Here is a 20,293-nt window from a genome sequence, read left to right as displayed (position 1 = left end):
TATAAACAAGATATAACTTTAATACAATAAGATAATAAATCAGAGAGGGGATGTTGCAATGAATAACTTAATGAATCGAGCAAAATTTGTATTAAATGGAGAAGATGGTGCGTCAAACGTAGAGATTATCGTTTGGATTTCGGTAGTATTAGTATTAGCAACTGCATTATTTATCTTTAAAGATAAAATCGTTGGCTTCTTAGGAAAAGCAGGTGGAACTGTAGATAAACTACAAGTTAAGTAGTTTAATATAAGCCATAAAAATCACAAAGAAGAAACAGAGGTGATAGAATGAATAACTTAATGAATCGAGCAAAATTTGTATTAAATGGGGAAGACGGTGCATCTAACGTAGAGATTATTGTTTGGATTTCGGTAGTATTAGTATTAGCAACTGCATTGTTCTTATTTAAAGACAAAATCGTTGGCTTCTTAGGTAAAGCGGGCGGAACTGTAGATGGCTTAAAAGTAGCTTAATACAACGTAAAAGGAGCGTATAGGTATAACGCTCCTTTTTTTATAGGAAAAGAGAAAGGGGTGCGAATATGAGTAGATTGAAAGAGAAGTTAAAAGAACAAAAAGGATTTGGTTTGTTTGAATATGTAATAGGCTTATTAATTTTTGTTGCTCTTATATGTTTCTTATTTGATGTTGTTACGATTACCTATAAACAATATGTTGTATCACAACAAACAAATGTCATAGCACGTCAGTTAGGTGTACAGGGAGGAATTGCGAATCAAGTACCAAAAGGCTTCCCAGGTGGAGATAAAGCGTATGTAGATTCAAGAGAGCTTGTGCAACAAGTGAATGACCATCTTGAGGGAATTGGTATAAAAAGCAATAAATGGGACCTGAATTTAATTCGATACGATAAAAATGGAAGAGTTGTAGAGACAAAGAAATTAACAACTGCCACAAACTTTAAAGTAGATTATCAATCTGCAATGGATATTGAGTTGACTTATAAATATAAATGGAACGTTTGGGGTCAAATCATTCCTGGTACATCAGATGAAAAAGAAGCAATACAAAAAAGATACGTAACATCCGAATTTAAGTATAACTACGATGTTTGGGAAGGTGAAAGAAATGAGACGAATTAAAAAAACATTAAAAAATACAAAAGGTGTCTTCTCTATCCTAATTGTAATAACTGTATTTATTGTTCTTTTAGCGATTACAGCCTTTTCAGATATAGCATCTAAATCTTGGGCTGTAAATGAAATCCAGTCTATTATGGATACATCAGGGATGAATGCCTTACAAACGACTGTAGATACAAATAAATTACGTGATGAAATATTCTCCATTGATAAGGAAAATGAAATAGACACTGAAATCAATTCTGTAAACTTAACAGATTATGAAAGAAAGATATCTGCTAAATATAAAGAAGAAATTCGAAAACACGTAAAAACAAACAAAAACATTGTTGCTTTAAACGTTGAGCAAGTAAAAGTGGATTGGGGCAATGATACTTGGGGATTAGGAGAAACAAAAAAGAAACGTCCTCAAATTGTTTTAGATACAGTGAGTAAAGTCAGAATTAAAAACAGTTCATATTTCGATGATTTAGGTGGATTATCAAAAGATATGTATAATGCACGTAATGGTTCAAACTTCACAGTAACATATAATGGTCAAAAGGAAGATGGTACTGTGGAATTAATTATTAGAAGTGTTACAAGAATGGTATACAGATAAAAACATCATGTGAAATGGTGTTTTTTTATTAGACAGAATCAAACAAAAATTAGGTATGTACTTGCTTCTAAAAATCTACTATAAAATAAAAGTTTTTAGGAGGGGATTTTGTGCCTGAGATACAACAATTCTTATTAAATATTAAAAATGAAATATTATATGTAAACAGTCATATTTTTATTGTAGCCATATTGTTATTATTTTTATTTATAGCGACTTATACGGATTTAAAAAGCATGAAGATTTATGATAAGTTTAATGCAGTGTTTTTTGCAACTCGATTATTAATAATTATTCTACCGTTTGGAATTACTTATCAATGGACCCATTTAATTGGTGGTCTGATAGGAGGTTTGTTCCTATTAATACCTGCAATGGTATTAATGCATAAAATGGGTGGAGATATCAAGTTCATGTTTATATTTGGGATGTATTTAGGAGGCTACTACACAATCGTCTTATTATTGTTATCTTGTCTCATTCACTTTATTTATTCTATTGTATCTATATTTATATTTAAGAAACAGAACAAGAAAACAATGGTACCATTCGCACCATTCTTCTGTATTTCGTATAGTATCTTAACTTTAGTAGGCTTTCTATATCTCTAATATATAGCATTCGGTTGTACTTTTTTTACAAAAGTCATCGGATGCTTTTTTTATGAAATGTAGTCTATATAAATTATAAAATTTTTATTTTTTATATTTGAATAAAACGATTACATACTGTAAAATAATCCCTATATATAAATATAATGTTTTTAGAACATGGGGGAGAAAAATGAATAAAAATGAACTCTTAGAAAAAATGAAGGAAAGGAATAGATTGTCAAAATCGGAGAATCAATTAGCTGTAGATACATTTATTAATATTATCTATGAAGCATTGCAAAATGGAGAAAAGGTATCTTTAAAAGGGTTTGGACAATTTGTAACAAAAGAAAGAAAAAGTAGGAGCATTAGAATCCCCTCTTCAGAAAAACAAGTGAGAGTTCCTGCAAAGGAAATTCCTGCGTTTGAGCCAGGTGAAGAATTTAAAAGTAAGGTGGAAAGAATAATTGAATGAAGCGTAATAGAACTTAATAGAGCATGAAACGCCTCTTTTTTTTATTGACTATATGATATGATTTTTTATATAGAAAAAGGAAGGGTGTGAAATTCATGATAAATATCGTGATTAGTAAAATGAGTTTTCAAGGAAAAACATATATTAAAGTTTTTTACGTTATGAATGAACATGTTATGAATATTAAAGTTTTAGAGAAAAAAGATGATACCTATAAATCGGTTAGCGTGGAAAGTTTAGGTAAGACGAAAGCGTTAAAATTGTTAACAGAATCAAAAGATGATGTTCATGTAGACCCAAAAGAATTAATTGACGTGTATGAATATATGGACAATGCTTTTGAGAACGCAAAGCATCAAATGATTAACCATGTGAATCAAATGGAGTCATGGGAACTACTTTCGTTTAATGAAATAGGAGGTCAGTATTTCGCATTAATTGATGACAGAAATACACCTATTCATAAGATGTTTGAAATCGGAGTTGATGATGTTGGTCAAGTTGATAGAATGTCACCAGTACCTTATTCGCATATTCATGAGTTAACAAAGCTATTGTTACCTGAGTTTCTAAAAAATAATAAACGATTCTTATTACATACCTCAGAAAATCAATACTTAGGAATTATAAAAGAAGGAAAAGATGTTGTTGCGTGTATTTTTTCTCTTAAACAAGGCGTGGAAAATGGACAAGAGGGAATGATTTATGCTGATGGTGCTTTTGCATTCAAAGAAACATCTGAAGGATACATGAGATATACAGAGTTCCCTGAGAAAATTGAGAAGAAAATTGAAAAGAGCTCTAAAACATTAATGAATTTCTTAATTGAATTATTTGAAAAAAAATAAGAGCAAGGGAGATTCCTTGCTCTTTTACTTATTAATCATATCTCTTACATCAAAATAATCTATTCCAAAAGAAGCTAATTCTTCCTTTGAAATAATATAGTTTGTAGTCGTATTTACATCAACACCACTCTTTTTAAATGCACGAGTTGCGATTCTTCTTGGTTGTCGAGATAGGGATGCAACGAATTTTTTTAAATTAATTACATGATAATTGTGCATGGTGTTTCTATATTCGTTAAGTAACGCTTGTCGCTCTTCTTTATCTGTTAAAGAAAAGATATAAGCTTCTAATGGGATTGCTTTTACTTTCTCCACTATGTATCAGTCTCCTCTCAAGTAAAAAGTGCTCTATAGAAGAGCACTACTTATTTACTTTATTTGTTTTCTTTATTAGTTTCTTCTTTTTTCGGTTCGACTTTTTCTTCTACGACTTTACCATTCTTGTCTACTTTTTCTGTTTTAACAAGGTCATATAGTTTGTTTTTACCGAATGCTGTATCCATTGTATCCTTGAAGATTTTCTCATCAGTTGAACCAATCCATGTATATGAAATTTTTCCTGATTCATCAATGAATACAAAGCTTGGAACGAGTTTTAAGTTGTAATTTTTAACAATAGATAAATTATCTCCGTTATCTTTTCCTGCAATAGAATTCTCATTTACTTCGAGATTCAAATCTTTAAAGAACTTCTCAACATCTTCTTTTGAATCTTTTGGGAAGATAGGTAGAAATACTACATCTTTATAAGATTCTTTTACTTTTGCTACAGTAGGCGAACTCTCTTTACATACAGGACAATCATCTCTCATAAAATCAAGAACAACTTTTTTTCCTTTTAATTCGGATAGCTTAACTATTTCTCCTTTGATGTTCTTATATTCAAAGTCAGGAGCAGTCTTACCAATAGACGTCAAAGCAAAGTCCATTGCCAATTTATCAGGGAAGTTTCTTTTGAATTCATTCATCCCTTTTTCGCTATAAGAAAGAAGAATTTCTTCAGCAGGTTTAGAATAGTCCACAGATACTTTTCTTTCTTTATATGTTACTTCTTTTTGTGTTTCCTTTTCTTTAGGTGCTTCTTTTGATTGACATCCACCCAACATCATTCCAACAACTGCAAACGCCATGAGTCCCATAAAAGACTTACGAAATTTCACATTATCAACTCCTTTTATTATGTAACTAAATTCTAACATTATCATTAACTATAGTCAATAAAATTGATGGATTGATGATTCTTACTAACCTACTCACATATAATATAAAAATTATAAAAACAGGTATTTATATAAATTAAATTTATAAGGAGTGGGGTTTTACAATGGGAAAATTACCAAACAGAATAGAAGGTTACAATCCAGAATTAGGGTTAAATGTTGTGGGATATCGTCTTCTTGGAAAGACTGACCAGTTTCCGATTTTTTCAAAATCTGCGGATTTCTTTTGTAATGGAGAAATTTTAGATTATAAAACATATTACAAAAGAGTATTAGAAAAAGGATATGGGGTTATATACAATGACTACATTATTTTTAAGAAAAATGCAGGTTCAATGGCATATAAAGATTTCATTAGAGAGTACAACTCTAAAACAAATGAAGGGAAAAGTTTCATGAATGGAAAGTTATATGATGCTTTGTTCGATATATACAACTTTGAAATGATAAAAGGATTGTTGTTATCAGCGAAACATAGTTTTATGAGCGTGAATCAACTAAGAGAAAAGTTATGTCAATTTGGTGACCCAACAACGATGAATAATCTATTAGAAGAGTGCTTACAATAGCACTCTTTTTGTTGTTTTAGTTATTGTTTTTGTATAGAACATTGTCAGTCATATTTACTATAGTTAATGAATAAAATATGGTTTATTGTAAAATTAATAACTTTGGAAGAGGGGATAAACCATATGACACACTTAACAGAAATGGAAAAAGAAATTATTGCAGTAGAAAATCAGAGGCTTGTTTATTATGTAGTAAAAATGTTTGAGAACTCTCAAATTGACCCAGATGAATTGGTAAATGCAGGGATGGTAGGGTATGCAAAGGCCTTAAATGCATTTGATACAACTCGTGAAGTAAAATTCTCTACATATGCTATTAATTGTATTAAGAATGAGATTTTATTCTTTTTAAGAAAAGAAAAGAAACATAGATTGAATAATGTTTCTTTAAACACTGTTTTATCTGTTGATAAAAATGGAAACGGTTTTCATTTAGAAGATATTGTTGCGGAGAAAAATAACGGGGAAAAGTCTTTAGAAGATAGAGTAGTAGAAGATGACCACAAGCGTTTGATTCGAGAAGCGATTAAGATGTTAAATCCAGAAGAACAATATATTATGACGTATCGTTATGGTTTAGATAAAAATGGAACAGAAAAGACACAAAAACAAATAGCTGAAGATATTAACATGAGTCAAGCGAATGTATCTAAAATCCAAAAACACTGCTTGTTAAAAATTAAGAGATTAATTAAAGAAGAAAAGGTTGCCTAATAATATTTTTATCAATGTACAGTAATAATAAAATTACTGTATTTTTTATGTCCTTAACTATTTCTGTTTTTTTGTAAGGGCGATTTTTAATAAATGAATTAAATTCTTAGATGAATAAAATATCTTGTATATAGGTTTATGTTTCGGAGGGGTTTTTCTTTTTAAAAAAACAGGAGGAATTTAATCCCCCTGTGAGTTACGAAATGCCAATTTAAATGTAATGATGTACGGTATAGTAAATAATAGCAATTCTACGAATATACGTCCCCACCCTAACAAGTAATAGTAGTGAACGAATAGAGAACTGTTGATGTACAGTGGAATACCTATGAAGAATACGCCACCACCACCAATATAAATATTACATAAAGCCCAAACAATTAGACTTATGATATATCCGTTTAATTCTTTTTGAGATTTGATTTTCAATCTCTTTATAAAAAAGAGCACACATCCGATTTCTAATCCAATACAAATTAAAGATACGACTCGATGTGATTCAAATACAATAGATAAAATCCAAAACGCTATGGTCATCAATAAATAATAGCTTGATAATAAAATGAAATTATTTACATGCCGTTCTTCGATTTTGCTAAATGTGTTAGTCATATTTTTCACCTCTTATAAAAACAAGGAAGCTAATAGCCCCCTTGTTTACTTTTTACTGTTTCCAGTATCTGTTTTTGTTAGTTTTGTAATTAACTCTTCCAGTTTTTTTGAAGTTTCTTTCAGTTCTTTAAGAGTTTTTTCTGATTGTTCATTCGAATACTTTGCAGTAATATACGCATCAATATGTGTTTTTACAACAAGGGCAAAACGTTTGAGGTCATCACCTTGCATTGGGATTCTAACCAGTTGTTCAGGAGTTGTGCCATAACGAGGTACAATTAAGCCTTTCTCATTTTTTTCCCCTTTACCAAGTTCTGCTTGGAAAAGGAACGGAAGTTTAGAACCTGGGAATAACTTTAGAACACGAGATTCACTCATTCCATCTTCACGCTCTTTCCCACGTTGTTTTAATGATTCAGCAGGTGTTCCACCCATATCATCAAAGATTTTACCAGGATACTTCGCACCTTTTGCTTTTTCATTCTCAGCTAACTTATGGATTTTTCCTGACATGATATCTGCGGAAAGAACTAAGAATTTATCAATGTCCATATAGATAGGGATTTTGGCTGTGTAGCGTTCTCCTGCTTTTTTGTTTTGGTCATAAGTAATGAAATTCATATAGACCTTTCCGATGTCAAATCCTGTGTTTAGAACCTCCATGAAACAATCTCTTCCATCGAATCGAATAATTTGTAACGGATTAGTTTCTCTTGCCATTGTTACATCAGCTCCTCTGAATATTAAGTTTTTCATCAATATGTAAAAGTAAAATTGGTTTAAAACAATTCATTTACTATAATTGATTTTGTTATTTTTCTTTGACAATAGTCAATGAATTATATAATCTTATTATAGTTTCTGATTCATGAAATTACAAGGTATTATTTTATAATTTGAGGTGTTTTTTAGTGAACTATTATGAAGATGAGATAGCTTTATTGCTAAAGGAAGAGCTAAGTATTCTGTATGGTATCAGTAGTTTTGATGTGCTATATCGTTATGTTGTGTTGCGATTTGGATGTGATAGTATAGATGATAAAAAAAAGAAAGAAGTGTTTATATATAAAAAGAATTTTATTCAATTCATATTGAATGAGTTACAGATTGAGGTTAAAAAGGATAACGTTAACTATAAGGGAGAGTTTATCTCTATCAATCCGATTATAGGGAGTTGTTTTGCAAATGCTATTGAAGATTGGTGTTTTTCATCAACGTTCTATCCTGTTACAACTGAAGAAGGTTTATCACAAGATGTAACTACGTATTTGTCTGATTTGGAAAAAGACTTGGTGAAAAGGGCTAAGAAGAAGAACAGGAAATATAAGAAGGAAAGTGATTACTGGTATCGAGTGAAGTACGAATATTTGATGTTATTAAATGAATTGTTTCAAGTGCAAATTTCAAGTCCAAATAGAATCAGAGGATTTGCTTGTGTTGATGGTAGGGTGTCAATTGAAACCTTAGAGAGTCGTTATAGTCGAATGTTTATATCTGATGTTCAATATAGTTCAAATGTCGAGTTGATAACAGAAGCGATGTTGGAAGAATATATGAAGCGTAACTTATCGTTAGTAGAGAGTGGACTTAAATTAATTGCTACTCAATACATGCTTCCAAAGGGAAGGATTGATATGTTAGCGAAAGATTCGAGCGGTTTGTATGTAATTATTGAATTGAAAGTAGAGGAAGATACTGACATTGTATGGCAGAGCTTGTATTATAGAAATGAGATTAAAAGAATAAAGAATGTGAACAAAGTTAGGTTCATAACTGTCATGCCGAAGTGTGAGAGTCATATTTTCGATTCCTTGCAATCTGTTGGTGGTGTGGAGATTTTTGAGTACATTCCAACGATAAAAAATGAACAATTAATTAAGGTAGAATTAAAGAAGAAATCTACTGACTCAACAAATATTAATAAAATTGCATAAATGGAGGTGTTTGTATGTTGATTCCTAAAAATGTTCATTCATCATGGGATGAGTTTTTGACAAAGGATAGAGAAGCAGAAATAGATGCTATTTTTAGTGAAATAGAAAAAGACTTTACACCTTCCAACCCAAAACTTGTACTGAGGTTTTTAGAGAGAGATTTAAGCAAAGTAAAAGTAATTTGGCTTGGACAAGACCCATACCCGATAGAGGGGAAAGCTTCAGGTCGAGCGTTCGAGGATGCAACGATAAAGGATTGGGGAGATAAAGAAGTAGGGAAATCAATTGAGAATATAATTAGAAGCATTTATCGAATGGAGAATAACATAAAAGATTATAAAGAGGTAAAGGCATATAAAAAAATCCAAAAAGAAATTAAGAATGGGGAGTTTGAAATCAAACCTCCTAAAGAATGGTTTAATTCTTTAGAAAATCAAGGTGTATTGTTCTTAAATGTATATTTTACCTGCAAAGTTGGTTCAGGTAATGAAGGGACTCATAAAGGGATATGGAAAGATTTTTCATTTGAACTGCTTAAGTATATTAAGAGTAAGAACCCCGATATTGTTTGGTTCTTATGGGGAAATCCTTCGCGAGAAATTGGAGAAAGATTGCAGTTTGTGAATACTTATTGTGGTATTCATCCTTCACGTCAGAACATAGCTTCAGGAGAGGATATATTAGATTTTGAGGGATTTAGAGGGACAAATCATATGATTAATTGGCTTGGAAAGTAGGAAAAGAAGCAGAACTAAAATCTGCTTCTTTTTTGTCTTTTAATCTACAAATTCAGCTAAATTCTCATTGATTAGTTGGTAAATCGCTAATGATAAGAATCCAGATAAGAGAATAAATACGTAGAAGAATAATTGATTCCATAAAAATCCTGCTCCAATAGCACATCCAATAGAAAAGATGAATAAGATGAAGCATGTAAATACTGTGGATTTTGTATGTTTTTTTATTTCATCAGGTAGGTGACTATGTACCTTAAAAGTTTTTGTTAAGTTAATAAGTGTTAAAATGATTGCCATGCAAGAGATGGCAACTAATAGTACATTAATGACAAGTATCAGCATATTTCATTTCCCCTTTCCTTTCATAGTTATATCCCTATTATATGATTTTATTATGGGGTTAAAACTTGTATGTTGTTTGACTACAACCTGTTATTTCATTGACAATAGTCAATATAAAATGTATCATACGTGGTGAAGAAAGACAGTAAGGAGATGATAGTATGAGTGAAGAATACAATGGAGATTCCATAGAGATATTAGAGGGATTAGAGGCGGTTCGTAAACGACCAGGTATGTATATTGGTTCAACGAATACCAAAGGTCTACACCATATGATTAAGGAAATCACCGATAATTCCGTGGATGAAGCAGTAGCAGGATATTGCGATGAAATTATTACTCGGATACATAAAGATAATTCTATTTCTATAGAAGATAATGGTCGGGGAGTCCCTGTTGATGTACATCGAAAAGCAGGGTATTCAACTGCAAGGGTGATTTATACTATCCTTCATGCAGGTGGTAAATTCGGTGGGAATGGATATAAGGTGTCTGGTGGTTTACACGGTGTAGGTGCATCTGTAGTGAATGCATTGAGTTCTTATTTAGAAGTAGAAATACATAGGAACGGAAAGATATATAAAGACCGCTATGAAAATGGTGGAGTCCCTGTTATACCGTTAACTGAAAATGGAGAACTTCCTTCAATTGGGGATACAGACAGACGTGGTACAAAGGTTCGTTTTTTACCAGATAACACAATCCTTGAAACTACAGAATGGAATATTGAAACCATTGAAAAGAGATTACAAGAATCTGCATTTTTAAATAAGGGATTGAAGTTTGTTTTTATAGATGAAAGAACAGGATATGAAAAGACCTTCTGTGAAAAAGATGGAATTGGGGGATTAGTGAAGGAAATAAATCATTCAAAACCTACATTAACAGATGTCATATCTTTTTCAGGTGTATCGAAAGATATTGAAGTTCAAATCGCTTTTCAATATGTACAAGAATATAACGAACATCTTATCAGTTATTGTAATAATATTATTACCCCTCATGGTGGAACTCATATAGTAGGTTTAAAATCAGGTATAACACGATTAATTAACGGTTATGCAAAAGAACTCGGTCTATTAAAATCGAAAGACAACACGATTGATGGTGCTCATATCCGTACAGGAATTGTGGCTGTAGTGTCAATTCGTCATTCGAACCCACAATATGAGGGGCAAACAAAAGAAAAGCTTGGCAGTACGGATGCGAAGGGTGCCGTAGAGGAAGTCATTAAAAATGAAGGCTCCAAGTTCTTTGACTTACATGTAGAAGAAGTTAAACGGATTATTGAAAATGCAATGAGGGTGTCCAAGATTAGGGAAACAGAAGAGAAATCGAGGGATAATAGTCTCCAAAAGAAAGATGCCCAATTACAGACGAATGGAAAATTAGCATCTGCTTCTTCAAAAACACCTGTAAAAAAGAAAGAGATTTACCTTGTAGAAGGTGATTCAGCAGGTGGGACAGCAAAACAAGCAAGGGATAGAAAAACGCAAGCTATACTTCCTGCAAAAGGTAAGATTATCAATGTGGAAAAAGCCAGAATTGATAAAGTTCTATCAAATGAAGAGATTCAAAGTATTATAGTTGCAATTGGTGGGGGTCACGGGGAGGCCTTTGATATTTCGAAAGTTAATTATGGTCGAGTTGTTGTTATGACAGATGCCGATGTAGATGGTGCTCATATTCGAACGTTATTGCTTACTTTCTTCTATCGTTATATGCGTCCTCTTATTGAAGAAGGGTATGTTTGGATTGCAGTGCCACCGTTATATAAGATTGTATATGAAGAACAGAAAGGAAGGAAAAAGGTTGAAACAGAGATGTACGCTTATTCAGTTGAAGAATTAGATTCGATTATGAGTGCAATAGGGAATAAAATAAAGGGTATTCAACGTTATAAAGGATTAGGGGAGATGTCTGCAACTCAATTATGGGATACGACATTAAATCCCGAAACAAGAAAGCAAATACAAGTAAGGATAGAAGATGCGAAAGAAGCAGATGCTGTAACGGAACTATTGATGGGTGACAAGGTAGCACCGAGAAGAGAGTTTATTATCAGTGAAGCTCATAAAGCGAATATAGATATTTAAAAGAAGGAGGAGAAATCTCCTTCTTTTTTACTAACAGCTATTTACAATTGTATAATCTTCATAATAATATATATATGTATACAAAAACTGTAAGTGCAACCTAATTAAAAAAATAACATTTTTAAGTAATAAATAATTGACTAATGAATGTTATTGAGTTACAATGAAATCAAGTTAGAAAAACAAAACAACTTTTAAAACTTTTAAGTAATAAATAATTGACTAAATAATACTAAAGAGTTATAATAAAGTTAAGATAAGAAACACGGAAACAATAAGGAAATTTAATTTTAATCAATTAATTATTATAAAAATATATTAGGATAATATAGGAGGAAACAAAAATGAAAAACATCACAAAAGGTAAAGTAGTAGGAACGGCATTAACAACAGCATTAGCTTTCGGAACATTAGGGGCTTTAGGAACAACTGCTCATGCAGACCAATTAAAAGATTCAGAGGTAAACTTACCAAAGACTGAAATCGTAGCTCCACAACATGCTCAAGTAGCACCAGTGAAAGAAGTAAAAGAAGAAGCGAAAGTTAAAGAAGTGAAGGAAACTGCTAAAGAAGTAAAAACTGAACAACCACAAAAGGCAGAAGCGAACAACGTGGTGGAAAATAAAAAGCAAGAAGTTAAGCAAACGGTAAAGCAAGAAACAAAGCAGGAAGTTAAGCAAGAGGTAAAACAAGATGCGAAGCAAGAAGTAAAATCAATTGCTCCACAAAAAAATGTAGTTGCACCTCAGCCGAAGGTAGCACAAGCACCACAACAACACACTGTTAAAGATGTGAAGTTCGTAGACCACTTCTATCGTGTGCAAGGTCAAGACCCGAAACGTCAACCTATTGAGAAATTTGTTGTAAGTGGTTTAGGGAATGGTGTAACAGCGAAAGTGTTACATTCATTTGAAGCTAATGACACTGAATATGTAAAAATTGAAGTAAAAGATGGATTCGGAAATACTATCACACATGATATTCCTGTTTCTGTAAATACAATGCCTGTCATTACGTTAGACAAACATAGAGTGCTTGTAGAACAAGGTCAAGGTGTTAATGTCTTAAATGCGTTAGGTGCAAAAGGTTATGATGAAGAAACTGGTGTTCTTAATATTAAAGTTACTGGTAATACAGATACATCGGTATTAGGCGAACGTTCACTTAATTTAAAAGTTACTGACAATACTAATCTATCGGTTTCTGAAAATGTTATTATGAACGTTGTTCGATTTAAAGGTGTTCTACAAATTGAACAAAACGAAAATATTAATTACATTGATGCTACTCGATTTGTTGAAGGTCTATCTAACACAGCTCGTGCAATTATCACAAATGTTGACGAAGTGAGTGGTATGGTAACTGTAAAAGTAACAGACGGTGAAAATTCAATCTCAAAAGCAGTAAAAGTAACAAAAGCTCATGTAAATGAAGAACCAAGTATTAGCGTTGAAAATGACTATGTATTTGCAAAACAAGGTGAGGTTAAAGATATTATTGCATCAGCGAAAGTAACGGCAAGTGACCGAGAAGATGGAGATTTAAGCAAATCAATTAAAGTAAGTGGATTTGACCCTCAGGCTTCAGGTGTACAAACAGTAACACTTACTGTAACTGATAGCGAAGGTGCGACTGTGGAACGAAAAGTGTATGTTCGCATGATTAATTTCGTAGACTCAATTAAAATTGAAAAAGGATTTAGAGTGGAGAACATCGCTAATGAGAAATTAGTTACAGGTCTAAAAGGTTCAGATGGTGTTTCTATTAAGGATAATGGAAATGGAACAATTACAGTTTCTGTAAGAGATAATGCCTTAAACACTACAATTCAATCTGTTGTAAAAGTTGAAGTAGAAGGTAATAAAGAAGAAGATAAAGGTACAAACGAAGATAAAGGCACTAATGAAGACAAAGGTACAAACGAAGATAAAGGTACAAACGAAGATAAAGGCACTAATGAAGATAAAGGCACTAATGAAGACAAAGGTACAAATGAAGACAAAGGTACAAATGAAGACAAAGGTACAAATGAAGACAAAGGTACAAACGAAGATAAAGGCACTAATGAAGACAAAGGTACAAACGAAGATAAAGGCACTAATGAAGACAAAGGCACTAATGAAGACAAAGGTACAAACGAAGATAATGGTACAGTAACGGAAGATAAAGGCACTAATGAAGACAAAGGTACAAATGAAGACAAAGGTACAAACGAAGATAAAGGCACTAATGAAGACAAAGGCACTAATGAAGACAAAGGCAACAAAGATGATAATGGTACAGTAACGGAAGACAAAGGCACTGTAACAGAAGACAAAGGTACACAAACAGATGATGTTGTAACGGAAAATAAAGATAATAAAATTGAAGACAAAGTAACTGCTGAAAAAGAAAACAAAGAAGACAAAGAAACAGTAACATCTACTAACAATGAAGGTAATGAAAAAGTTGCTGAAAAACAAGTGGATAAAAAAGAAACTGTTAAAAATGAAATTAAAAAACCTACTGATAAAAAAGTAGAAAAAGATACAAAAGCGACATCTAAAGAAACTGCGAAAGAAACGAAAGTAGAATCTAAAGATAAAAAATTACCAGAAACAGGCGGTGACCAATCTACTGCTATGGGAAGTTTAATTGCGGGTGGATTAGCGTTGCTTGCGAGTGTGGTAATGAGACGTAAATCAAAAAAACAAAACTAATTCGGTAAATTAACGTAAGGTAGTCCAGTAAATGGGCTACCTTTTTTGTGTTTAATTAATTTATTAAAGGAATGTGTCTTTTGAAATGAGAGGTGTGATAGTTATAAGTTTTATTGACAATAGTCAATAAAACTATGTTATAATTACTCTATATTTCGTGCATGTTTATATAGTGTGATACGAGTTCTATAGAATTATGAATAAAAAATAAATGTAATAGAATGTGTTGATAGATAGCAAGTTATATAGATTAACTTGTTGTAAAATAAAAGGAGTTGATACAATTGGGAGGAAAAATTGAAACTATATCATATACAAAAGAAATGAAGAGTTCATTTATAGATTATGCTTTGACTGTAGTTACAGATAGAGCATTGCCAGATGTTCGTGATGGACTAAAACCTGTACATCGTAGGATTTTGTATGCGATGGGTGATTTAGGGATGTATCCTGATAAGGCATATAAGAAATCAGCACGTATTGTGGGGGAAGTAATTGGTAAATATCATCCCCATGGAGATACAGCAGTATATGAATCAATGGTAAAGCAAGCACAGGATTTTGTGAAAAATGCTCCACTTGTTGATGGGCATGGTAACTTTGGTTCAGTAGATGGAGACTCTGCGGCCGCAATGCGTTACACAGAAGCGAGGTTATCTCCTGTAGCAATGGAAATGATACAGGATTTGTCGAAAGGTGTAGTTGATTTTAGAGACAACTTTGATGCATCTGAACGAGAGCCAGTTGTATTACCTGCGAAAGTTCCAAATCTATTAGTAAATGGTGGGGTAGGTATTGCGGTTGGTATGGCTTACAAAACACCACCTCATGGTGTAAATAGTGTTGTTGATACATTGATTGCATATGCAGATAAAAAGGATATTGATATAGAGTCATTAATTGATATATTGGAAGCACCCGATTATCCGTCTGGAGGTATTATTACAAATAAGAATGAACTGAGAGACTTATATAGAACGGGTATTGGTAAGGCGGTAATAAGAGCCAAAATAGATATAGAGGATGCAGGATATGGTAGGACGAATTTAGTGGTAAAAGAAATTCCTTATCCATATTCAGGCTCTAAAACGAATTTAATTAACAAGTTAATAACAATGGTAATTGAAAAGAAATTAGAGGAAGTTGTGAATGTAACAGATGAAAGCGATAAAGATGGCATTAGGATTGTATTGGAAGTGAAAAAAGGTGTAGATATAGATAATTTATTAAACAAGCTGTATAGCAAAACACCTTTACAATCAAGTGAGTCTTATCAATATTTAGTTTTAGTGAATGGAGTTCCAACTACAATTAATTTAAAGGATTACTGTAAGCATTATTTTGATTTCCAAAAAGAGATAACAAGAAAGAAGTATGAATATCTTCTTATCAAAGCACAATTTCGAAAAGAGATTTTAGAAGGATTAGTAAAAGCAGAAGAGGTAATGGATACTATTCTTGAAATGCTAAGAGGGGCAAAAAAATCTAAAGAAGCGAAAGCATGTTTGATAAGTGGGGATACAGAAGGAATTTCTTTTAAAACGAAAAAGCATGAAAAAATAGCGAAAGGTTTTTCATTTACAGAAAATCAAGCACAAGCAATTTTAGATAGGCGTCTGCTAAAACTAATCGGATTAGAAGTTGAGCAATTAAATCAGGAATATAAAGAGGTACTTGCTGAAATGGAAGAGTACGAATTGGTTTTAGGTAGTGAAAAAGAGATGTTAAAAGTTATTAAGAAGTATTTAAGGGGTTTTAAAAAGGATTTCGGAAGAGAGAGACGAACTGAAATTCAAGAAAAGAAAACAATTGAATATGTAGAAGAAATAAAAGAAGAAGATGTATGGGTATTGATTGATAAGTTTGGATACACAAAGTCAGTAGATACAATTTCTGTTGAAAGAAGTTCAGAAGAAACGTTGTCTGAGTATAAACAAGAGATTCTAACAAAAAATACATCTAAGCTTTCAGTTTTTACAAATCAGGGACGACTATATCAAATTAAATTAGCGGATATTCCGAAGGTAAAAATAAAAGACAAAGGTGTACCAATTCAGCGATTAGGAAAAATGCAAAAGAATGAGTATCCATTATACATTACAACAAATACTGAATTAGAAAAAGAAAGAGTAATCATGTTAACAAAGACAGGTTTGATTAAACAAACGTTATGCAGTGAATTAATTTCAAGTCGTTCAGTTGTAGTAGCGACTAAATTAGAAGAAGATGATGAAGTTATTCAAATAACTCCAATTAATGAAGTAGATGAAGATGTTCTTGTGTTTTCGAAAAAAGGTTATATCTTACGATTTAGCATTAATGAAATCCCTGTTCTGAGGAAAAATGCAAAAGGTGTTAAAGCTGTATCGCTTATGGAAGAGGATGTAATTGAAGGGGTTTACATTGTAAATGAAAACAATAAAGATGTGAAACAACTAAATGGAAAACAGATAGAATTATCGAAGGTAGAACGAAAGACGAGGGGTAAAAAAGGTATTAAGTTTTAGTGCATAATAAAAGGGTTTGTCTCTAAAAGGTAGAAAAGAGATGAACCCTTTTTTCGTTGACTATAGTTTATTAAAATAAGATAATTTAAGTACAAAAACAATAAAAGATAGAGGTGTCATAATGAATAAAATTACAGTAAAAAATACAGAGGATATTCAAAAATTATATGCGGAGATGCTATTGACTCCATTTATGATTTACTCGATGTTAAACAATCAGAATCAATTAGAATTAATGTGGACTAATCAAGAAGGTTATACTCGAATTTTAAACGTTTTATCCAGATATATTACAAAGGCAGGATTCAAAAAATACTGTGAAGATGAAATGAGAGAAAGAGAATTTGAAGAAGCATATATATCAGCTTGTTTAAGTCATGAATTACTCCAAGAAGTGGAGCAAATGTCCCCGCTTGTTGAAACTACCAGTAACAGGTTGAACGGGGTGTTAGAATCACAAAAGAAATTGGATGTTGAAACATATATTTTATTTAATACTTCTGAACTAAAAAGAAGTGCAGTTTTATTTGTGGATAGTATGGAGAATGCATTAACAAATGTCGAACAAGATGTAGTAGAAAAAGATGTTGCTTTAATTTGCTTTCAAACGTTACTGAATAAAGGGAAGTCATTACGTGCATTTGAACATCTGGAATTATTAGTTATAAATGAGCGAGTTGAAATAAAAGATTCAGATGGTGATATTTATACGTCTATTACAATGAAGGAATGTTTTGGGATAGAGTTGTATGATACCAGAGTGAAAATGAATTCGCTAATTCATGATTTGAGTTTTGTTACGGCACTTGCATTACTAATGGAGACAGAATCAATTACTATTTCTTATGCAAACCCAGAGTTTTTAGATTTATTAAAGACATCATTTGATGAATTTGGACTAACAATAGAAGTTCAGGTTAATGACTAAAATTATTGCATGTGGAATAGACCAAGGTTTGGCGAACTTGGGATATGCATTTATTGAATATGATATAGATACAAATCAATACACGAAACTTGATACAGGAACGCTAAAAACAAAATCCAGTGAATTGTTGGAAGATAGACTACTTACCATCTATGAAATGATAAAAACTTACAATCTTAAATATAATACAGATATCATAGCTTGTGAAAAGCTATTTTGTAATCCCAAACAAAAAAATGACAATAGAAATAAATCTGCATCTATTATGACGACAAATATGGTTACTGGTGTTGTATTTCTTGTAGCAGGAGAATTAGGTTTATGGATTAAAGATTTTGTTCCAGGTACAGTGAAAAAACACGTTGCAGGGTATGGGCGAGCAACAAAAGAAGACCTGCAAAAAGCAATAGAAGATTTTTGTGAACAACATGGGATAAAAGCCAAAACAAATCACGAAACGGATGCGATTGGTATAGCTTTAACAGCCATTAAAGCATATATCGAAGAATTTGTAAAAAAAGGAGCGTGAAAGTATGGATAGTACAAAAATGAAATATTTATTTCAAAAACATAAAGATAAATTACTTGTAGGATTAAGTATAGCTGTAACGATTGGGATTGGAACTGGTGTGTATTTTGTTTTCTTTCATAACAATGATACTAAAAGTAAAAATGAAACACTCTTTGATAAAAATATTAAACTGGCAGATACGATTGTCACAGGAGACAAAAATGGGAAGGTGTCATTATTGGATACAAAGAGTGGAGATGAATTAGACAATGTTTCTTTAGGCGATGGGAAAGGGAATGAATTTAAATTTGCAAGAAGTAAAAATTTAGAATCTGTGTATGCATACAATCAGAAGAATCACACTTTTTATGAAATCACAGTAAATGAAAAGCAGTTACATAAGAAAGAGATTGTATCTGTTTCAGATGCTTTAGTGGATTTTGATTCATTCCAATCAGATGGAAAGAATATTGTATTCTTGTCAAAAGATAAAAAAGAATTAACGCATGTCAAAGATAAATCAACGTATAAAAAATATGCATCTACTGAAGAAGTAAGTGACTTTTTAGTTGATAAAGGACAGTTGGTATTTGCTACAAATAGTTTCATTCATAGTGTTGATTTAAAAGATGAGAAAGAAAAGAAAATTGAAATTGGTGATAGTACAACAGGTTTATTTGCAGTTAAAAACGAGATTATTGCCTATAACAAATTCGGAAATGGAAAAGAAGACTCCATTGTGTTACGTTTACGAGCAGATGACTTATATGTAAAAGAGATGCATAAATTTGAGTCTAATCGGGTAGAACCATTAGTCCCAGATGGAGATGATGAAACACTTATTTATTCGCAAAAAGTAAATGAGAAAACACATCCAAAACAACTCATCCAAGTTTTAAATAATAAGGATAAGTTTAAGAAAGATGTACGACCATTCCAGACTCCTAATAATCGTAAGATTGTTGATTATGAAAAAAGTAACAGTGTTGCTTCGAAGGGATATGTGTATTCTAAAAAAGGAACTCGTTTAGAAATTACAGATATTCGTGGCGAGAAAATTGCATATACATTAGATGTTCCGAAAGAATTTGCAATGCCTATCATTCAATAGCAACAGGGAAGACAAGTAGAATATATCGCTTGTATTTTTTATTGACTTTAGTAAAAAAGTGTTTTATCATTAACTTTAGTTATAAAAAACTTATAGATAAAATACAATACATATAAGTATATAAATTAGGTATTTTTATAAAATCAAATAAAATCTGAGGAGTGTTATTTATTATGGCAGAGAGAAAATATTATTCATTCGTATCATTTCGAAATACTGAGGAAAACAAAGCGTTTGGTGCAATTGAAGGTTACATTACAAAACCTGTGGAATTAGAGGATACTACTAATGGCAAGAAGGTAGCTAAAGTTTCAATGGTTTCTCAAAATGTAACGAAGAAAATTGGTAAAGCTTTAAAAGTCGAAGTACAAGAAAAAGACAGCGAATTTATCAACATTACAGGTTGGGAACAATTAGGTGAACGTATGTCTAAAGCAGTTCAAAAAGGTGACACTGTAATATTTACTGGTGATTTAAAAAGTCGAGAATATAATGGCAACAAATATTTCGATTTAACAGCTTGGGATTTCACGATTAAACGTAAAGGTAACGGAAATCAAAGTTCTAATGAAGAGCCATCGGGTAACAATATTGGTCAGCCGATTGATATTGCTGATGACGACTTACCATTCTAAGTAAAAGGGATGTACAAAGGAAAGAGAGTAAGGACATGTCCCTTGCTCTTTTCTT

23 protein-coding genes are annotated in these 20,293 nt (G+C 31.9%); 18 read left to right on the top strand and 5 right to left on the bottom strand.

Annotation, left to right across the window (positions count from 1 at the left end):
- The first annotated feature begins 58 nt into the window (after positions 1-58).
- The 7 genes from V7S50_RS12710 (at position 59) to V7S50_RS12680 (ending at position 3,623) form a co-directional block, all read left to right on the top strand.
- Complete coding sequence (locus tag V7S50_RS12710) at positions 59-244, top strand: hypothetical protein (protein ID WP_001061354.1); 186 nt, start codon at positions 59-61, stop codon at positions 242-244.
- Between the two features lie 47 nt (positions 245-291).
- The gene (locus tag V7S50_RS12705; RefSeq protein ID WP_001061355.1) at positions 292-477 is read left to right on the top strand and encodes a hypothetical protein; all 186 of its coding nucleotides are present in this window, start codon (positions 292-294) and stop codon (positions 475-477) included.
- Positions 478-545: 68 nt separating this feature from the next.
- Complete coding sequence (locus V7S50_RS12700) at positions 546-1,106, top strand: hypothetical protein (RefSeq protein WP_336376236.1); 561 nt, start codon at positions 546-548, stop codon at positions 1,104-1,106.
- Positions 1,093-1,707 carry a hypothetical protein gene (locus V7S50_RS12695; protein WP_001252699.1) on the top strand — a complete coding sequence of 205 codons (615 nt, stop codon included), beginning with the start codon at positions 1,093-1,095 and terminating at the stop codon, positions 1,705-1,707. The genes V7S50_RS12700 and V7S50_RS12695 overlap by 14 nt, the downstream gene beginning before the upstream one ends.
- Positions 1,708-1,817: 110 nt before the next feature.
- A complete protein-coding gene (locus V7S50_RS12690) occupies positions 1,818-2,318 on the top strand; it encodes a prepilin peptidase (protein WP_327819804.1) in 501 nt (166 codons plus the stop codon).
- Positions 2,319-2,490: 172 nt separating this feature from the next.
- Complete coding sequence (locus V7S50_RS12685; protein WP_061662203.1) at positions 2,491-2,775, top strand: HU family DNA-binding protein; 285 nt, start codon at positions 2,491-2,493, stop codon at positions 2,773-2,775.
- A 95-nt stretch (positions 2,776-2,870) separates the two neighbouring features.
- Positions 2,871-3,623 carry a hypothetical protein gene (locus V7S50_RS12680; protein ID WP_242306099.1) on the top strand — a complete coding sequence of 251 codons (753 nt, stop codon included), beginning with the start codon at positions 2,871-2,873 and terminating at the stop codon, positions 3,621-3,623.
- A gap of 24 nt (positions 3,624-3,647) precedes the next feature.
- Here the strand turns inward: V7S50_RS12680 and V7S50_RS12675 are convergent, their stop codons facing one another.
- Both V7S50_RS12675 and V7S50_RS12670 read right to left on the bottom strand, forming a co-directional pair.
- A complete protein-coding gene (locus V7S50_RS12675) occupies positions 3,648-3,938 on the bottom strand; it encodes a hypothetical protein (protein WP_098297283.1) in 291 nt (96 codons plus the stop codon).
- A gap of 59 nt (positions 3,939-3,997) precedes the next feature.
- Positions 3,998-4,783, bottom strand: coding sequence for a TlpA family protein disulfide reductase (locus V7S50_RS12670; RefSeq protein ID WP_336376237.1), 786 nt, complete (start codon positions 4,781-4,783; stop codon positions 3,998-4,000).
- A 164-nt stretch (positions 4,784-4,947) separates the two neighbouring features.
- Here V7S50_RS12670 and V7S50_RS12665 point away from each other — a divergent pair, with 164 nt between their 5' ends.
- A complete protein-coding gene (locus tag V7S50_RS12665; RefSeq protein WP_336376238.1) occupies positions 4,948-5,412 on the top strand; it encodes a hypothetical protein in 465 nt (154 codons plus the stop codon).
- A 123-nt stretch (positions 5,413-5,535) separates the two neighbouring features.
- The gene (locus tag V7S50_RS12660) at positions 5,536-6,126 is read left to right on the top strand and encodes a sigma-70 family RNA polymerase sigma factor (RefSeq protein WP_336376239.1); all 591 of its coding nucleotides are present in this window, start codon (positions 5,536-5,538) and stop codon (positions 6,124-6,126) included.
- Between the two features lie 180 nt (positions 6,127-6,306).
- On the opposite strand, the gene V7S50_RS12655 is transcribed toward V7S50_RS12660, so the two are convergent.
- Together V7S50_RS12655 and V7S50_RS12650 are read right to left on the bottom strand one after the other, a co-directional pair.
- Positions 6,307-6,738 carry an iron permease gene (locus tag V7S50_RS12655; RefSeq protein ID WP_098369039.1) on the bottom strand — a complete coding sequence of 144 codons (432 nt, stop codon included), beginning with the start codon at positions 6,736-6,738 and terminating at the stop codon, positions 6,307-6,309.
- Positions 6,739-6,783: 45 nt separating this feature from the next.
- Complete coding sequence (locus V7S50_RS12650; RefSeq protein ID WP_336376240.1) at positions 6,784-7,458, bottom strand: hypothetical protein; 675 nt, start codon at positions 7,456-7,458, stop codon at positions 6,784-6,786.
- 191 nt (positions 7,459-7,649) lie between these two features.
- Here V7S50_RS12650 and V7S50_RS12645 point away from each other — a divergent pair, with 191 nt between their 5' ends.
- Both V7S50_RS12645 and V7S50_RS12640 read left to right on the top strand, forming a co-directional pair.
- Entirely contained in the window at positions 7,650-8,672 is a 1,023-nt protein-coding gene (locus V7S50_RS12645; protein ID WP_336376241.1) for an endonuclease NucS domain-containing protein, read from the top strand.
- Positions 8,673-8,686: 14 nt separating this feature from the next.
- Entirely contained in the window at positions 8,687-9,409 is a 723-nt protein-coding gene (locus V7S50_RS12640) for a uracil-DNA glycosylase (protein WP_333728617.1), read from the top strand.
- Positions 9,410-9,448: 39 nt separating this feature from the next.
- Here V7S50_RS12640 and V7S50_RS12635 read toward each other — a convergent pair whose 3' ends face one another.
- A complete protein-coding gene (locus V7S50_RS12635) occupies positions 9,449-9,751 on the bottom strand; it encodes a hypothetical protein (protein WP_000906491.1) in 303 nt (100 codons plus the stop codon).
- Between the two features lie 161 nt (positions 9,752-9,912).
- On the opposite strand from V7S50_RS12635, the gene V7S50_RS12630 reads away from it, so the two are divergent.
- From V7S50_RS12630 to V7S50_RS12600, 7 genes are all read left to right on the top strand, one after another.
- The gene (locus V7S50_RS12630) at positions 9,913-11,847 is read left to right on the top strand and encodes a DNA gyrase/topoisomerase IV subunit B (protein ID WP_336376242.1); all 1,935 of its coding nucleotides are present in this window, start codon (positions 9,913-9,915) and stop codon (positions 11,845-11,847) included.
- A 344-nt stretch (positions 11,848-12,191) separates the two neighbouring features.
- A complete protein-coding gene (locus V7S50_RS12625; RefSeq protein ID WP_336376243.1) occupies positions 12,192-14,546 on the top strand; it encodes an LPXTG cell wall anchor domain-containing protein in 2,355 nt (784 codons plus the stop codon).
- A gap of 284 nt (positions 14,547-14,830) precedes the next feature.
- Positions 14,831-17,053: a DNA gyrase/topoisomerase IV subunit A gene (locus tag V7S50_RS12620; RefSeq protein WP_336376244.1), complete on the top strand. Its 2,223-nt coding sequence runs from the start codon at positions 14,831-14,833 to the stop codon at positions 17,051-17,053.
- A gap of 121 nt (positions 17,054-17,174) precedes the next feature.
- The gene (locus tag V7S50_RS12615; RefSeq protein WP_336376245.1) at positions 17,175-17,981 is read left to right on the top strand and encodes a hypothetical protein; all 807 of its coding nucleotides are present in this window, start codon (positions 17,175-17,177) and stop codon (positions 17,979-17,981) included.
- Complete coding sequence (locus V7S50_RS12610; RefSeq protein WP_242290379.1) at positions 17,974-18,510, top strand: crossover junction endodeoxyribonuclease RuvC; 537 nt, start codon at positions 17,974-17,976, stop codon at positions 18,508-18,510. The genes V7S50_RS12615 and V7S50_RS12610 overlap by 8 nt, the downstream gene beginning before the upstream one ends.
- Positions 18,511-18,514: 4 nt before the next feature.
- Positions 18,515-19,603 (top strand): hypothetical protein, encoded by a 1,089-nt coding sequence (locus V7S50_RS12605; protein WP_336376246.1) that lies wholly within the window; start codon positions 18,515-18,517, stop codon positions 19,601-19,603.
- A 173-nt stretch (positions 19,604-19,776) separates the two neighbouring features.
- The gene (locus tag V7S50_RS12600; protein WP_336376247.1) at positions 19,777-20,238 is read left to right on the top strand and encodes a single-stranded DNA-binding protein; all 462 of its coding nucleotides are present in this window, start codon (positions 19,777-19,779) and stop codon (positions 20,236-20,238) included.
- The last annotated feature ends 55 nt before the right edge of the window (positions 20,239-20,293 follow it).

It is taken from the genome of Bacillus sp. CCNWLW194 (genome assembly GCF_037120585.1).
In the GTDB taxonomy this organism is placed as follows: domain Bacteria; phylum Bacillota; class Bacilli; order Bacillales; family Bacillaceae_G; genus Bacillus_A; species Bacillus_A basilensis.
The sequence above is the reverse complement of the archived record's forward strand: the minus strand, read 5'-3'. Positions and strand labels throughout refer to the sequence as shown.

Excerpts from the sequence above, each read along its gene's own strand:
- V7S50_RS12710 (WP_001061354.1), top strand. The coding sequence starts at position 59 with ATGAATAACTTAATGAATCGAGCAAAATTTGTATTAAATGGAGAAGAT.
- V7S50_RS12705 (WP_001061355.1), top strand. The coding sequence starts at position 292 with ATGAATAACTTAATGAATCGAGCAAAATTTGTATTAAATGGGGAAGAC.
- V7S50_RS12700 (WP_336376236.1), top strand. The coding sequence starts at position 546 with ATGAGTAGATTGAAAGAGAAGTTAAAAGAACAAAAAGGATTTGGTTTG.
- V7S50_RS12695 (WP_001252699.1), top strand. The coding sequence starts at position 1,093 with ATGAGACGAATTAAAAAAACATTAAAAAATACAAAAGGTGTCTTCTCT.
- V7S50_RS12685 (WP_061662203.1), top strand. The coding sequence starts at position 2,491 with ATGAATAAAAATGAACTCTTAGAAAAAATGAAGGAAAGGAATAGATTG.
- V7S50_RS12680 (WP_242306099.1), top strand. The coding sequence starts at position 2,871 with ATGATAAATATCGTGATTAGTAAAATGAGTTTTCAAGGAAAAACATAT.
- V7S50_RS12665 (WP_336376238.1), top strand. The coding sequence starts at position 4,948 with ATGGGAAAATTACCAAACAGAATAGAAGGTTACAATCCAGAATTAGGG.
- V7S50_RS12660 (WP_336376239.1), top strand. The coding sequence starts at position 5,536 with ATGACACACTTAACAGAAATGGAAAAAGAAATTATTGCAGTAGAAAAT.
- V7S50_RS12655 (WP_098369039.1), bottom strand. The coding sequence starts at position 6,738 with ATGACTAACACATTTAGCAAAATCGAAGAACGGCATGTAAATAATTTC.
- V7S50_RS12650 (WP_336376240.1), bottom strand. The coding sequence starts at position 7,458 with ATGGCAAGAGAAACTAATCCGTTACAAATTATTCGATTCGATGGAAGA.
- V7S50_RS12640 (WP_333728617.1), top strand. The coding sequence starts at position 8,687 with ATGTTGATTCCTAAAAATGTTCATTCATCATGGGATGAGTTTTTGACA.
- V7S50_RS12635 (WP_000906491.1), bottom strand. The coding sequence starts at position 9,751 with ATGCTGATACTTGTCATTAATGTACTATTAGTTGCCATCTCTTGCATG.
- V7S50_RS12630 (WP_336376242.1), top strand. The coding sequence starts at position 9,913 with ATGAGTGAAGAATACAATGGAGATTCCATAGAGATATTAGAGGGATTA.
- V7S50_RS12625 (WP_336376243.1), top strand. The coding sequence starts at position 12,192 with ATGAAAAACATCACAAAAGGTAAAGTAGTAGGAACGGCATTAACAACA.
- V7S50_RS12615 (WP_336376245.1), top strand. The coding sequence starts at position 17,175 with ATGAATAAAATTACAGTAAAAAATACAGAGGATATTCAAAAATTATAT.
- V7S50_RS12610 (WP_242290379.1), top strand. The coding sequence starts at position 17,974 with ATGACTAAAATTATTGCATGTGGAATAGACCAAGGTTTGGCGAACTTG.
- V7S50_RS12605 (WP_336376246.1), top strand. The coding sequence starts at position 18,515 with ATGGATAGTACAAAAATGAAATATTTATTTCAAAAACATAAAGATAAA.
- V7S50_RS12600 (WP_336376247.1), top strand. The coding sequence starts at position 19,777 with ATGGCAGAGAGAAAATATTATTCATTCGTATCATTTCGAAATACTGAG.